Here is a 15,880-nt window from a genome sequence, read left to right as displayed (position 1 = left end):
CATCCAATAACATCACAAAAAGAAATCAGGTAATCCTAATGACTACCTGATTTTCTATGTTTTAGGCATTTTGCCAATTTTCTTGGTCTTCTTTAAATCGTTTTAGGAGATCTAAGCCTTCTGGTGTGATGTAACCTTCTTCTTGAGCTAGGTGAATGAGTTCACTGTAGTTAGAAAGTGTTAACAGCTTAACACCAGCATCTGAGAAGTTCTTATCTGCTTTTGGCAATTGGTAGCTGAAAATCGCTACAACTCCAAGAACATCTGCTCCTTCTCGCTTGGCTGCTGATACTGCTTCAAGAACAGAACCACCTGTTGAAATAAGATCTTCGACCACTACCATTTTTTGACCTTGAGCTACACGGCCTTCGATTTGGTTACCAGCTCCGTGGTCTTTTGGTTTGCTACGAATATAGCCAAATGGCAGATTCATCTTGTCAGCAATGATGGCTCCGTGTGGAATCCCAGCTGTCGCAGTTCCTGCAATCACCTCAACCTCAGGAAAGGCTTCTTTGATAGCATCTACAAAACCATTTTCAATGAGAGTACGAGTTTCTGGATAGGCAAGGGTCACACGATTATCAGTGTAAATCGGCGACTTGATACCAGATGCCCAAGTGAAAGGTTCCTCTGGTTTGAGGTAAACGGCTTGAATTTTCAAGAGGTGGCTAGCGATATCTTTAGCAAGTGTCATGGTATTCTCCTTTTATTTTTCTAATCTAGTTCTTTAATTCCAGTCCTGTGTCCATTCATCTTTGATAGCATGATAAGCTGCAACAGGATCCTCAGCTTGGGTAATGGGACGTCCCACTACGATATAGTCACTACCGATTTGATAGGCATCAGCAGGTGTCATGACGCGTTTTTGGTCTCCAACAGCAGCTCCCTGAGGACGAATGCCCGGTGTTAGACAGATAAAATCTGGATTAGTGGCCTGCTTGATGAGTTGCACTTCCTGAGCCGAGCAAACAACACCATCTAATCCCGCTTCAGCTGTCTTCTTGGCATAGTGGATCACAGACTCTTGCAGACTTGTTTGGATATTTTGAAACTCCTGCATCTGAGCTTCTGAGGTTGATGTTAGCTGAGTGACAGCAATCAATTTGGCCTTACTTCCAAGACCTTCACGCGCAGCCTTCATCATCTCTACACCTCCAGCAGCATGAACATTGGTCATATCCACACCAAGCTGAGACAGGACCTTCATGGCTGACTTGACTGTATTAGGAATGTCATGCAGCTTGAGATCCAAAAAGACACTGTGCCCCAGATCTTTCAAGTAAGACACAATCTCAGGCCCCGTTGCGTAATAAAGCTCCATCCCTACCTTTAGATAAAGGCTTTCTTCCTCTGGAAAAAGAGCTAAAAATTCCTTGACCGCCTTAAAACTAGGAAAATCAAGAGCAATGACTGGACGATGTTCTCGCATAGGTTTCTCCTTTTACCTTTGCTAGTGAGAGAGTCTGGCCAACAGAAGCCACGAAAAAAGGAACCTGCCAACAGCAAGGTTCCACGAAAAATGGGTAGTCTCCACCCTTTCACCGTCTAACCTTAGCTGCCTCTCTGGACTGCTTTAAAGGTTTTTTACTATTCTATTATTTCTACTAGCACTTGTCAAGTAAAAACATGGCAACGTATGTGTCGCGATTTTTGAGAAACTTCAAAATTCCATATAAACATATGCAGATGCACGAAAGGGCTAAACATTTTTGTATGCTCAGCCCTTGACAATGATTTTTTCTTATGCTATCATTTTAGTTGACTGAGTAATACAAGTGTGATTTGTGTTACTCTGCGGAGTTGGAGGCTCATTTCCAACTCCTTTTTTTCGTTGTTTTTTATATCTCTATTATACCAGAATCAGGATGAATGTCAATTATTCCACGCCAAAAAAGCCCAAATCTCTCTAGAAATTTTTGCTTATTTATATTTGTTTTTCATTGAAATTAGCACTGATATTATTTCATCTTAAATATCTTTTCTATACTTTCATGTAAACGGGGGAGTTTATAATCTTTAGACTCATTTTTAGGACGAACACTATCCGCACTGATATGATCCAATGACGTATACTTATCATAGTCCTCCTTCCATTCTCCAAAAAATAAATCTCTTAATTGTCCTTCACGCTCTAACAATATCATATTCGCTACGGCTATCCCACCTTCACTTGTCCAATACATCCCTCTATGCTTCATTCTATACGTTATTTTTCTATGCTGGCTCTCCATAATCCCAATACCTGACTTTGGAAGTCCTCTCATCTCCGCTGGTTTCGTATACTGAAAATTTCTAATTAATCTACTCGAATAATATTCAAATTTTTCTTGTCCTTCTTCACTACTAACCAAAGATTCTATAGTATCTAGTGAACGCCTTAATAATTTCTTATCATGCTCTCTAATAGCTTGAAATAAGTCTTCTCTCAACTCTCTCGGATAAGACTTTGTAAATTCTTTGATTTCTTTGTTCAAGTGATATTCGTCCCAAAAATGCTCATGCCTCTTAACATTAAATGATTTAGCAATTTCAGTAAATACATGTGGAGTATAGCCCTTGCCACAGTCAGAATTAGTAACTAGTATGGTCTCGTTTGTAATTTCATATTCATTTTCCAATAAATCCAACAATTCTCTACGAGCTGAGCGATTATCCAATCGGATAAGCTCTTTTTTATTTTCTAGCTCAAAACGATTCGAACTAATCTGTTTTGATCCTGTATGAACTACAAAATGTGATAAATCCATATTCCTTTTTTCAGAACCATCTTCAGATGTTTTCACATATACACCATCTCCCTCTATGTAGATGATATCTGCTTTAATTTTTTCAATCTTCTTCTCTTCTTTAAAAAATCGATAATCATCCTTTTCTTCCAGTAATTGATTGGCTAATTTAACAACCTTATTGACGGTATCTTTAGTGACAGTTACATTATAGACCATCTCAATTGTCTCTCCTACCTGACGATAGGGTAGTTTTGTAGCTAGAACCGCAGCTTGATACAATAGTTCCTGTGAATGACGTACATTCTTTTCTAAGCCTAACATTTCATCAACTGGTATTCTACATTCACCATTCTTATACCAACGTTTTCTAGAAAAGGTCACTTCTCCAAATGTAAAAGCTACTGTACGTTCAGACTGATTTTTACAACGATATCCTTTAGATCTCATACTAGAGCTTATCGACTCATCATACTGTGCAATATGCTGTAAAAAATTTTGTTTTGTCTTTTCTTGTTCCTGACTACTAAATCTCAATTCATCAAATTGTTTCATACAATTTTTCATTTCCCTTTCAATTCTTATGAAAATTGTATGATTTTTAAAACAAGTCTTCAAATTTATTTTTGTTCCAAGAATAAAATAGGCTCTTTCTTTAAATTAAAATCAACGCCCTATTTCTTATTGAAAAATACTAAAGTGATTTAATTGAGTATCAGAAGTTCAACTGTTTCTATTTCAAGGTAAAAATAAAAGCCTGATATAAGAACCAGGCTCAGGACAGTTGTCAGAATCATCATCTCACAACTAATATAACAGATTTTATAATTGTAGTTATATTTATGTTTGTAATTATATTTATAAATATAACTGTTTTTCCAGGGATGACTTTCTCCTCTTAGATTAAACTGTTGCACCTTTTCTTAGAATTTATCTGACTTTTTTATGAAGTCTCCCTCTTTCTCATCATTGATAGCTCCTTCAAATCCTTTATTTTTAAGATAATTCATATAAAAAAGTTGCTCAGATTGGAAATAATCAAATAATGGCTGTCTGTTATCGTGAACCTGAAAGGATTCAAGTGCTGAATAATAAGTTGCCTTATTCGTATCGTCCACAATAAAGGGGGTAAGCCCTTCTTTTAAGCATTGTTTATACAAGAGCAATCGACCTATTCGACCATTACCATCTGCGAAAGGATGAATCCTTTCAAATTGTGCATGAAAGCTTGTTAAGTAATTCAAATCTTTTTGTTTTTTCAAATCATAGCCAATCAGTAAAGAAAGCATCTCATCTTCAGTCTGTTCAACAGAAGCTGTCGCAATTTTTCCTACCTCATTTTGCAGTACTTTATAACGACCAACTGGAGCTACCGGGTTATGCTCAGAACTTGTTCCACTTTTTAGAATACGATGCAGTGTTTTAATATAGTCCTCTGTCAGTGGCTCGTTAACGGTATCTAAGATATAATCAAAACATTTAAAATGATTATTCATTTCTACCAAATCATCAATTTTGATTCCTTTTGCATCAATATTTGCGATCGTCTTTGTCTCATAAATTAAGCTAGTCTGCTCTTCTGTCAGACGACTTCCTTCAATTCGGTTAGAATTATAAGCAAAGCGTTTCTGTGTAATATCATAAATACCACCATGTACTTTTCCTTCTCTCTCTGCTAAGAGCCTTGTAATTAAATCCATTATTTCTCCTTGTAGTAAGCAGTTGTAGTTATGGATATGTTTATAGTTATAAATATATCCATAACTATAATTTCTCGATTAATTTATCAAGATAATCTGATGCAGACTTTGCACCAGCTGCTTTTGCAACTTGATCTAACTTTTTCCGATTACTTGGCTTCAAAGTAAACTGGAATTGCTTCTTACGTTCAAAACTTTCAAAACTATCTATATCTGGAAGCTGTTCAGGTTGATGAGTTGCTTCAATAATCTGTGAAATTTCTTTTTCTTTCGGTGTAAATGCCATCATAATCTCCTTATAATTATATTTATAATCGTATTTGTGTTTATAAATATAATTATATTGTATCATAAATTCTTGAAAAAGTCTCCTCTAACTCCATAAAAAACTTTTTATGTTTTTGATAAAGATCAGGATTCTCCTTCATATCTGCAATAGAGACCTTATCAATCGTGGAATGATTGAATAGCTCTTTTGCTGGTACAATCCCTAGAAGGTTGTCTGTTCCCTTTTCTTTGGCTTCAAGTCCAAGGGCTTCCAGTAATTCTCTTGATGATCCATAGTTTAGTCGAATCATATTTGCTAGAAAATATAACTCAGCAGTAATGTAGGACTCTCTGGTACGATAATCGATTACATCCTTCCTGAAAGCTTCTAATCGAGTTGATAGATTGAATTTAGCATTATAACCAAACTCTGAAGGAGTCAAGGGACTAATAATAGCGTGACTAACCGCAACAGCATTTTTAGTAGCTGTCGCAAAATCCGGTCTACAATCAATCAAGATATAGTCAAATTGATCCAACTTCTTCTTTTCGTAGTTATCCTCTAGCCAAAGATAAAGTAGCATATTTTTCTTATCGCTGTTCTCTAGATCTCGTTCCACCGAGTCAAGTTGAACCGAACCTGGGATTAGACTGATATTTTCCTTAACTTGCTTAATATCCACGTCGCCTCCTTTGAAGGCATTCGCAATCGTATTCTTACTTTCGTAAATATTGTAGCACTGAGTCAAATTACACTGATGGTCTAAATCTATAAAGAGAATCTTATGACCTTTCTTAGCCAACCATTCCCCATAATTAAAAGTTAAAGTTGTTTTCCCAACACCACCTTTGATAGCGGCAAATGTGATAATCTTCATTTGATATCCTCCTGTTTTTCTATACTTCCATTATACCATTATAATTATATTTGTCAACATGTTTATAATTATATTTATGATTATTTCGCAATGAAGTTTCTCCTTCCCTTTCGCCAGCAATTCCTAGAAAAGGTTATCTCCCCAAATGTAAAGAGAACTGTTCTCTCTGTACGGAAATCATGACTAGATTGAAAACATCAGAAACTTCTACAAGACTTTTTCATCCTCAAATCGTCGGTCAACTTTCTCTTCACGACTACGCAAATGATCCTTAATATCTCTATAATCTGTGTAATGTTTTAGAGTATCGTCAAAGAATTCTTGTAAGGCTCCTTTTTCAATTTGGAATTGTTTGATCAGTTGACTGACATCTTCCAGTCCCATATCTTTTGGAACTCCTAAATCATCCAATAGTTGTACCGCCGCAAGACTATTTTCTGGAGATTGCTGGATGGTTAAAAGTGCTCCTTCAATTTTATGATAACGTCCAAGTCGCTCATCTAGCTGTCTTAATTCCTCCTGGGTAGCCTCTATCTTTTCATTAAAGCGCTCCTCCAAATGTTGAAATTGTGTTCCATCTGTCACGCCGTGCTCGACTAAGAAATTATATTCCTTAATCAGTTCACGCATAGAGGAAATTTGAGCGTTTTTAGTTACAAGTGTTTCTCCATTTTGTTTGGCTAATTGCCTTGCGACAGTCAAGCCCATCATGTATCTATTTTTTTGAGATTGATCAGGATTGAGAAAATAAAAATAGTCTTTCTCTTTGATATAGATGGTATAATTTCCATCCTCATTTTTATCAACTTTATGAGAAGGTATTAAAATGGTACCACTATTTAAAGCTCCCATATCCATCTGCACGTAAATGCCTTGCTTGCTTTCTTGCTCGACCTGCCAGGATTCAACTTCCAATTTCAATTCAAAATCATTTGCCGTTTTTTCTTTTGATTCTTGATATTGTTCTTTCAATTCCTCCACATCAAAAACTAACTGATTCTTAGAAATTCTCTCTTTTATTTTTTCAAGAGAATAGAGTCCTTTCTTCGATAATGTATCATCTCGGACATTTCTTTGTTGAGGCTGATCAAGTAATTTATACTTAACAAATTTACCAGAGAAATCAACCTGAAGATCAAGTGCAGCTGCTTTATGTTTAAAATCTTCCAACGAAAGAGAGTGCTTCAGAAGAAAATCAAGACGTTCCTTGATTTCAAACCGATAATTATTTTGTCTCCGCCAAGCAGAATACTTTGTATAAGAATTTTTCATAGTAGGCTCAATAATTTTAGCGCCATACCGTGCCGCATGTTTGTCCGAAATGGCTCTCAAATTTTTCAGGGTTTTCTTTTCCCAGCGAAATTTCTTGAGCGTTGAGGTATTGGTGGTATTGAGTATGATGTGATTATGAAGATGATCTTTATCCGTGTGTGTTGCAATCACAAACTCATAATTTCCACCTGTCAATTCTAACATCGTTTGGCGGCCAATTTCATGAATTTGCTCAGGGGTCAAGTTATCATCTGGAGAAAAAGACTGGATAATGTGATGAGCCAATACTTGTTTTCCTGAAGATAATTCTTTCAAGTCATCATCTCCTTTTTTAAAGGCTGCAGCCAATTTTGTCATGACCATTTCTTCATCTGCTACGCTATAATCTGAAATCCCATTGCCAGATACTAGCTTCATTTGAAGCTCACCGTTATGATAGACAAGAGGAAAATCAAGATCACTTTCTGCAGTTCCTGATACAAGAGTTTTCGCTTCATTCAGAATATAATTAACAGCTCTCTTCAAATTAGCTGGTGTTTTAATTTGAGTTGGAGATTTAATAACTACCATTCTTCTATATCACTCCTTACCGTTCGTTTCCGTTCCTGTAGACTCTGTTTTTCTGCGCTAGAAAGTTTGGCAGCTACCATCTCTTTCAACTCAGATAGATAGTCAATAACTTGTGCCACTTCCTCTGTCGTAACCCCTTGATTTTCATTGGCATGTTTGGCAATTTGGTTGATGTTCGTTCCCACTCGATTGATGGCAACTCGAAGGTCTTTCAATTCAGAAAAATCAATTTGCACGACTTTTCCTTGCACCAGTTGATTCTTCGCATAGTATTGAAAAGATGGAACTCCCATTTGGGCCATCGCCGTTTTAATTTGACGATCCTCCTCTGGTGTTAGTCGTATCAATTTTTGTATATAGCGTTTCCTATTTTCTCGTTTCTGCATTATTCTTTCTCCTCTTTCTCTCAGAATTTCTGGCATTTTCTGGGCAGGCATCAGCCCCTGACTTCCTTCCGGCAAGCGTAGCAAATGGATATCCATTTGCGAAATTTAAAAAAATCAGAGAAGGAGAACCTTGTAGTTTTCCTTCTTGATTTTCTCAGTTTTGGGGAAATCCCCAAGCCCCTTTCCTATATCTTTTGGAGTACAACCTCTAACAATTTATCGCAACCAACTGAAGATGTTTTTGAAAATAGATGATTGCTTATCACTATTTTCTACACTTTTTTCTTTCTTACCTTGCAACTTTTCAGCTAGGACAGAAAGTTGTTGAGTAGTTAGAGGCTGGAAAATAGACTGCCCAATTTGTATTTCTGTCAGTAAGATTTTTTCAGTGAGTACAGCTTGAAATTCTTCATCTGTGATCATCTTGAGTAGCTCAATATTTTCTTCTTCCCACTCCAAAAGAGCAGGATCTCCTTCAGGTAGTTGAGACTGTTCTTCCTCTAGTTGCTCCAGAACTTTTTGGCGAGTCAAGTCTTTAGCGTTTGGCGATACCCCTTGAACTCTGTCTCCATCCATGATTGGAATAAAGTCTGAGAGGATGATGATAAGTTGTTCTTCTTGTTCATTGGTCATGAGTGTTGTCCTCCTTGATGATGATTTGTTTTTAATTTGACCTTGGGTTTATTTGGGGTGTCCCGTTCGGTCATTTCGAGAAACCCTTCTCTTTTTTGATTGTGCATCTGCTTTCAACTCCTGCTTGTGTTCTTCGACAGCTTGCTTGCCCTGATCTTTAAACTTCTCCAGTTTTTGTTCAAAACCGCGCTTCGTTTGTTTCTCCTGACTCAATCTTAATTGTTCCAATGCTTGATCCATCCGAACCATTAAACTTTTAGCTTCTTGTTGGACAATATCCAACTGTGCTTCTAAATCAGCAAGTGTCTCCTTATCAGTAGACCACCCAGATAAATAGTTAAAGGAGTACTCTGACGTATCAATACCATAGTATGAAGAAACAACATAAGCGACACTTTCAGCCTGAAGTTCAGCTGTGCTTCTAGTTAGATTTTCTTTTTGAGGATTATCTGCATGATGCAACTCTGCATGAGCCATCTCATGTAAGAAAGTTTTAATAATTTGAGCCTTGTTCATCTCATTACTACGTAAAACAATTTGATTTTCTGGGACAGAATAATATCCATGTTTATTATTTTCCATCTCTTCAAATCGAACCGATACATCATTTTCTTTTGCAATAGCCATTAGGGCACGGTAAAGATTTGCATAGTCCAAATCAGTCAGCTGTTCTTTCACTTCTGCAGCTTTTGGCATCTCCTTTCCTTCTGTCTGACTAACATCAAAAACTGGCACTAAACCAAAGAATGTAACTGTTTCTGGTTTCCCATTTTTATCCAATATTGGTTGATTGTTCTCATCCTTTTTGATTTTCGTCATAGGTTTAAAAATACGTAAAGCCTTCTCACCTTTTTTTACATAGCGGCCAAAGTTTTCTTTCCACTGTTTGAAAGAAGCTACTTGGCTTGCTTCAGGATTTTGTGCAAGAATTAAGCGTAAGTTGCGATTAGAATAATTATTTAGATAGCTCATTTTCGTTAGATAGTCTTTGTACTTATCTGAGTCCAGAAACTCCTTAATTCCTTCTTTGAGATGACGACTTAATCCTGCCATATCTTTATTTTGAATAAAATCTGCGACTGCAATACTGCTAGCTGCTAAAACAATTTCTTCCGCTTGTAGACTCTCATCGACCTCTGATTTAGAACCTGGTTTCGATCTAAAATCATACGGATTCGTTCCCTGAAGCAACTCCTCCTCATCAGAAACACCGTCAGCATCCGCATCACGTTTCAACTCCTGTTTGTTGTGGGCTTGTTCTTCTAGTTTGATTTCTTCCTCTTGTGATTTCTCAAATTCTTCTCGAACTGTGGTGATCGTTTGTTCAACTTTTTCTGATAAACTTTTGATTTCTTTTTGCCATTTTTCTACAAGAGCTACTTGTTCCAACGGAGAATCCTTAACTCCCAACTTCTCAAACCAAGCAGATAGATTTTCGACCTCAACACTATCCATTCCATCAAAGGAGATAAATCCAAGACGACTATCATGACTACTATCCGAAAAACCAATCGGACTATTTTCTAACACTCCGTAAGGTACTTGAGATAAAAGTTGTTCTGCGTAAAGAGTATCTTCCAAAGCGTAACTAAACTGAGAAATATCTAACTCACTCGCCAATCTCTCCAGATGATACTGAGTGAATATGGTCCCATCTATCTTCATCAATTCTGGGTGTTCTCTCATTTCTCGTGTTCCAAGTCTTTCTTTATGAGCGATTGGGTTAATCTCCTCACCGATATTGTAACGAATGCTATCCTGGATCAGTTCACCATCGGGAGCGTAGATACTAAACTGAATCTTAGTTGGAGAGATGTAGCCTTCTGGGTGACCACCAGTCACTTGTTTTAGCCCTTCCTGATGTAACTGATAGAAGCTCTGGTTGGCCTTATATAGCTCCCTAGCAAAATCTTGATAAGATATCAGTTCTGTTTCTTTAAAGGGTAATATAGGGCCTTCTGGTCGCTCCTCAGACCATTGAAGGCGTACATGGTAGTTTTCCTTATAGATATGATCTTGTTGCCATTCTTTATAGAAATCTGTATTTATATCTAGGAGATGATCTTCTCCAGCAGCTGCAACAATCAGATCAAATTTATCATTGTATTTCTTAGCATAATCAAGGTATTGATCCCAGGCTTTATGAAATTCTTCTGGAGTTTTTGAGATGTCATTTGGAACACCTAAATTATAGACAGTATCCAAAACTTGAGTAAAAGTTACTGAATCAAGTGAAGTTTTATCTATAGTATTTACTGAAGTTGTTTGTTCAGATTCTTTAGGAACCTCTTCATACTGCTTATTTCTCAAGACAGATAGCATTTCCTCTCCACCATCTTTAACATATTCATCATTAATCGATAGCTGTTCAATCTGGCCATCTCTTTCTCTATAGACACCGAGAATTGTGCCAGTATCTATATCTTCCAGTTGTTTACTTAAATCCCCCTTCACTCTCATTAAAGATGCAGGGACATGAGTAAATTCCTTTTCTTTGAATAACAATAACAAATCAGTATCTTCTGGTCTAATTGCTTTTGAAAGATCCAGATTATTAAATTTCTTTACAGATGAAAGATCGTTAAACACAAAGGAGTCTGACTCTATCACCTCAGGTAATAAGTTCAAAACTTTTAGTTTATCCGACATTCCATTCGCAAATTTTAAATCTTTGAAATGCCCTCTTCCAGCTGCAACATCTTCAACGAATGACTCAGACAAATGTTCTACCCACTCATTATATACAGGTGTTACTCCAGTTAAGTGCATCCAATTTTTCTTGTCAAATTTAACATTTAGAATTTGGAATTGCTTTTCTTCTGGATTCCTATAAACATAATGGATACTTGTCCCTGACATTTCTTTTAGATACCATTGAGCCGAGTCCCTCATTGCGTTTGCATATAAATTTAACGTCCGCATGTTTTTCCTGAATTTTTTATTTGACATTCGATCCTCATCGATGGTAAAATGAAGACGAACATTGGCAGGAAAATCAGGTTGAGAATTTTTCTCAACGGGCTGCGGTGCTGTCCCTGGAGTTTCTACTCCTAAAGAACTGGAATTGCGATTCAATAGTTCGCCCCCAGTGTTAGTCTCTTGATAATTATCAAGGGACTTTTCTTTTTCTTCTGAAGCCTCTATTATCTTAATGGACTGAGTATCAAGACGTGACATTAAGTTATCCAACAATTCATGATTTAAAACCACTTCTCCCTCTTGCTCTTCCAGATAGTGGAACAATGTATTTGGTGTTATCACAAAACCATAGGCAAAGTCTATTGTCCCAGATTCAATCAATGGATACTCTAGCATTTGCCCAACCGATTGTGATAAATTATCAAGGGTTCTTTCACCAAAATAGACGCCAAAACTGTCACTAGAAAGGCTCTCTATCTGCTTGTTAGTATTGTAGGCTGCTATAGCAAGTTCACCAATAAACTGAGTTGAAATATCTACTCCCAGAATTCTCTGATGAGGTTTCAATGCTTGATACAAGGAATCCTGCTCAGGAGTCCCTTTTTTCTTGTATAAATCAATCGTTTGATTATCAATAGAAGTCAAAAGAGAGTGAATGGGGTACAGCACTTCCATTCGCTTATCATTGAGATATTTTGTAGGATGGCTATTTCCTAACTTCGCAAAGACATCATACAGATAGAAATCTGGTGCAAATTCGATTGATAATTCTCCAGATTGAACCCGATTATTTAATTTCTTAGTTAATGCTTCGTTTTCCCGTTTTACCTCTTCATAGCTCATCATTCTTCCAGCATTCTCCTCTGTATTAGCAATAGACTCTTGATTATCTAGAGGATGTTTTTCCTGCTTCAGGATTTCATTCCAGTCTGTCTTCTCCTGACCTTCACGTTTTGGTGGTCTTGCATCGACAACTGGAATTTTCTTCTCCCGTAGTTTGGTGATAAAATCTGTACCTGCTTTATCACGATCAACTGCCAGCGTGATGAGATCATCGTATTTGTGATCGTGGAAAAGTGTAGAGATTTCTGCTGCAACAGATAAAAATCTAGATGTACGTGTTAGTTCACTAGACTTGGTATAATCCCTTTCATCCATCGCAAGTTCCCCTCGCTCCTGTAATATTTCAAGAACATAGTGGGATAATACTCCCTCTTTCAATCCTTCCATCGCAACTAGTCTAACATCGTTTAATTCGCCCTTATAAAGCTCATAATAGCTCATCAAATCAATTGGTGCCTCTGCCACAATTAAACGCTTAGGAGAGCCTATAGAAACGTTTAAACCACTGATAGATTCTGATTGATACATAATTTGTTTCAAGTATCCCTTACCAGGATGACGTTCTTGATCAGGAACAAGTCCCTGAAGGCTCGCACCTACCAGTTGCTGATTTCTATCTAAGTATTTAAAAACCAAGACATCTTCTATAACACCATCTTTATCCTTACGTTTAGCTTGGGCTAATACCCCCTTCTCCAGGAAGAAGTCGATTGTATCATCAGAGAGACCTCTAATCTCCTTGAGATAGGTTCTAGCCTCTACAAATGGTTGTTCGTAAGGTGCTAATGTATAGTTGAAAGGTTTTCGCTCTTCCTCTACGGGTTTTGCTTCAGGAAAGGATCCTGTCTCTAAGAATACCATGGCTTCCTTATAGCTGACATTTCGCATTTGTTGCACGAGATTGATGGTATCACCAAAGATGTTTTGAGAATACCAATGCCAGGTATTCTTCACAGTATCAATCTTAAACGAGTCGTGTTCGGCCCAATAATACTCTCGGTGTGACTTTCTCTTCATTTCCATTCCGAGACTACGAGCTACTTCTAAAATATCCAGCGATTTTGCCTGTGCTTTTGTTAAAACCATCCTGTTTCCTCCTCGACCAATTCCTTGAATAAACGATATCCTTCAGGAGTTGCATCTAGTTTACTAACAACTAATGAGTCTTCCTGATTCGTTGTCACAAAAAGATGATGAGCTAATTGATAGAAAGTCTCCTCATCTGTCTGTTTGAATAGCTGCCAAATAGCATAACGTTCTATAGTTAAATTTTCTGGCTTTAGTGCTAAAACTTGTGAGATACTCTCCAGATATCCTAATTGTATTTTTGGTGTTTCCATCCTACTATCCTTTCTGTATGTTAGGCCACGAATAACTCTTTTAGCTGCGGAGTCAAATCGTTGGCATATAGAAGCAAGCCATCGGTATCTGTCCCTTTTCGAGTATATTCGTACCAGTTTTCTTTGTCTTCAGGAGAACTTGCAATCTCATCTTTTCTAGGATGATCATAGACACTTGCTTTTTTATCTCTGAAGACATTTTGTTTAGAAATAAAGACCAATCCTTCTTCTACCCCAATTCTTGCGACTTCATCTGGAGTTAGAAGTGAACGACCTTGAATTTGTTTATTTTCACTTGATGATCCATTCCGATAACTATGCGATTTTGAGGTGGATCGAGTACGTATAGTCTGCTTACCTGACCTTGTAGAATAGTATTCCATCGTATCCTTGTCATTTGTCCCTAAAAATAGGTGAGTAGCACAGTTATTAAAGATGGTCTTCCAATCACTTTTATAAAGTGATTCTAGCTGATTGACAGCTTGAATGATAATCTTAATAGACATCTCACGACTACGAATAGAAGAGAGAACCTGGGCGAAGTTTGGAATACGACCAATTTGTGCAAACTCATCGAAGATAAACTGAATGTGGCGAAGATTTTTTCTACTGTAGCCAGGTACTTTCCCTTGCAGGATATCATCAGCCTTATGTGTGAGAACCTCAAATCCAATCGCAAACAAGATTGAGGAAAGAAAATTAAAGGCGTTATTGGTTTCAGGAATAGCAATAAAAACGGCTGTCTTTTTCGTATTCCAGGTATCCATTTCCATGGTATCCTCACTGATCAAGTTTCGTACATCTTCATGATCGAAGATAGAATAGCGAGAAGACAAAATCGCTACCACACTGTTTCTTGTCTCGCCTCTGAAGTTTTGGAATAATTTCCACTGTTTATAAGCATAGTTGTTGGGTTGATGTTCGTTCAATTCTTCAAACATTTGCTCAACAGGGCTTGGTACATCTGGATCCTCTCTATACATATTTCTTAATAGATCCGCAACGTGCCCCAGGTTTGGCATATATAACTGGACTCCAGTTTCAGGATCCTTAGAGTCAAAATAGAGATAACCAATCAATGCACGTTGCAGCATCAACTCTGCTTGAACCCAGAAGTCCTCTCCAGTATGCTCACTCTTCTTCGTTCCCTCAGTAATTGCTTCAGAGATACGATCAATATCTAGCTCAGACTTCATGTAATGAAAAGGATTAAACCGATCTGAATTCTTGAGTCGAATCAAATCAAAGATTTTAACAGCATAGCCAGCTTTCTCAAGCATCTTCCCAACTTCGTGTACCAGGTTTCCTTTAGGATCTGTCACAACAAAATTTGAGTTCATCTGCATTAAATTTGGCAATACAAAAGTAAAGGTTTTACCGTCTCCTGGAAGACCAATGACAATCACATTTTTATTAAGCTGGACATTATAGGCTAAGCGAAAATTAAATAGTCCCATTTTGACCTGTTTTGAAAAAATCATATTCTTCTCAAAATCAACGTCTTCAAACCGTCTCATTTCCTTCAAAGTCGCGAAACGAGCACTACCTTGTTCTTCTCCCTGACGATATAAATTCTTATCGATAGAAGTATATACAAGCATTGGGAGACCAAATCCAATCAACCCTGCATATAAGGCTCCTGAATCAAAGAAAACACCAAAAGAGAAGCGTTTCCAGTGTTCTAGCAACCAACGAAGCCGCAACATTCCCATGAAAGGTACTGCTGCAGTCGAAAGTTGGTAGTAATGGTAAAAGGACTGGAAAATAACAAATGAAAATAGCCCCACCACCAGGTAGGGCCATATAGGTTTTCTAATCATCGTGTCTTCTCCTTTCCAATCTCCTTCGTAACTACTGGCATCGTTCCTTTATAGACCTTATTTGTCTTATAGTAATTGATTTTGTCTTCAGGAGTCATTTCATGTGGTTTCTTCAGCACCTTTTTCGCAAACTCTTCCAATTTTTCTGGGCTTTTCGTGATGTCTGCCAGCATATCTTTGAGAGCCTTTTCTACCAGGGGACGATTTTTTGTTTTCAAAGAAGAGATAGGTTGCACCATCTTTTTGATGATAAGTAAAACCCACCTTATACTCCTCCAGGTAATGCTTCAACTTTGCCAAGTGAACTTCACTATTTAATAACTTCTCGACATCTTTTTTTGATTTTGTGGCCATAAAGTCATTAAAACGTGTCTCCCCTTCAAATGTTCGATTTGATACCTTGTGTTGTTTCTTGTCATAATGGGCTTTTGCGAGGGCATACAGAGCTTGTATCGTCATCTCCAGGGTAACTTTTCCTTTTAACGCCAGAGAATGACTGACTTTTTCTTGATCCATATAAGACCTC

Annotated in this window: 12 protein-coding genes and 1 pseudogene; all 13 read right to left on the bottom strand. The window is 37.3% G+C overall.

What is annotated here, in order from left to right; genetic code table 11:
* Positions 1–61: 61 nt before the first annotated feature.
* A complete protein-coding gene (gene pyrE, locus SMSK597_RS06085; protein WP_000170900.1) occupies positions 62–694 on the bottom strand; it encodes an orotate phosphoribosyltransferase in 633 nt (210 codons plus the stop codon).
* 33 nt (positions 695–727) lie between these two features.
* A complete protein-coding gene (pyrF, locus tag SMSK597_RS06080; RefSeq protein WP_001206752.1) occupies positions 728–1,429 on the bottom strand; it encodes an orotidine-5'-phosphate decarboxylase in 702 nt (233 codons plus the stop codon).
* Between the two features lie 529 nt (positions 1,430–1,958).
* Positions 1,959–3,281 (bottom strand): ISLre2 family transposase, encoded by a 1,323-nt coding sequence (locus SMSK597_RS06075; RefSeq protein ID WP_000808489.1) that lies wholly within the window; start codon positions 3,279–3,281, stop codon positions 1,959–1,961.
* Between the two features lie 368 nt (positions 3,282–3,649).
* On the bottom strand, positions 3,650–4,426 hold the full coding sequence (locus tag SMSK597_RS06070; RefSeq protein WP_000364301.1) for a Fic family protein: 777 nt from the start codon (positions 4,424–4,426) through the stop codon (positions 3,650–3,652).
* 64 nt (positions 4,427–4,490) lie between these two features.
* Complete coding sequence (locus SMSK597_RS06065) at positions 4,491–4,712, bottom strand: hypothetical protein (protein ID WP_004237679.1); 222 nt, start codon at positions 4,710–4,712, stop codon at positions 4,491–4,493.
* Between the two features lie 52 nt (positions 4,713–4,764).
* Positions 4,765–5,571, bottom strand: a complete 807-nt coding sequence (locus SMSK597_RS06060) for a ParA family protein (protein ID WP_000692237.1) — start codon at positions 5,569–5,571, stop codon at positions 4,765–4,767.
* A 207-nt stretch (positions 5,572–5,778) separates the two neighbouring features.
* A complete protein-coding gene (locus SMSK597_RS06055) occupies positions 5,779–7,413 on the bottom strand; it encodes a relaxase/mobilization nuclease domain-containing protein (protein ID WP_000260300.1) in 1,635 nt (544 codons plus the stop codon).
* Positions 7,407–7,799, bottom strand: coding sequence for a plasmid mobilization protein (locus tag SMSK597_RS06050; protein WP_025169670.1), 393 nt, complete (start codon positions 7,797–7,799; stop codon positions 7,407–7,409). The genes SMSK597_RS06055 and SMSK597_RS06050 overlap by 7 nt, the downstream gene beginning before the upstream one ends.
* A gap of 216 nt (positions 7,800–8,015) precedes the next feature.
* Positions 8,016–8,432 carry a hypothetical protein gene (locus SMSK597_RS06045; protein ID WP_000180612.1) on the bottom strand — a complete coding sequence of 139 codons (417 nt, stop codon included), beginning with the start codon at positions 8,430–8,432 and terminating at the stop codon, positions 8,016–8,018.
* A gap of 48 nt (positions 8,433–8,480) precedes the next feature.
* Positions 8,481–13,280 carry a PBECR4 domain-containing protein gene (locus tag SMSK597_RS06040; protein WP_004237671.1) on the bottom strand — a complete coding sequence of 1,600 codons (4,800 nt, stop codon included), beginning with the start codon at positions 13,278–13,280 and terminating at the stop codon, positions 8,481–8,483.
* Entirely contained in the window at positions 13,271–13,534 is a 264-nt protein-coding gene (locus SMSK597_RS06035) for a hypothetical protein (protein ID WP_000449747.1), read from the bottom strand. Before SMSK597_RS06035 ends, SMSK597_RS06040 begins: the two co-directional genes overlap by 10 nt.
* Positions 13,535–13,554: 20 nt before the next feature.
* Positions 13,555–15,354 carry a VirD4-like conjugal transfer protein, CD1115 family gene (locus tag SMSK597_RS06030; RefSeq protein ID WP_000619818.1) on the bottom strand — a complete coding sequence of 600 codons (1,800 nt, stop codon included), beginning with the start codon at positions 15,352–15,354 and terminating at the stop codon, positions 13,555–13,557.
* Positions 15,351–15,870: pseudogene (locus SMSK597_RS06025) on the bottom strand (DUF3801 domain-containing protein). The gene SMSK597_RS06030 and the pseudogene SMSK597_RS06025 overlap by 4 nt, the downstream one beginning before the upstream one ends.
* Between the last annotated feature and the right edge of the window lie 10 nt (positions 15,871–15,880).

The sequence above is a fragment of the Streptococcus mitis SK597 genome (assembly GCF_000148545.1).
GTDB lineage: Bacteria > Bacillota > Bacilli > Lactobacillales > Streptococcaceae > Streptococcus > Streptococcus mitis_C.
Note: the sequence above shows the minus strand (reverse complement) of the source record. Positions and strands in the feature narration are given on the sequence as shown.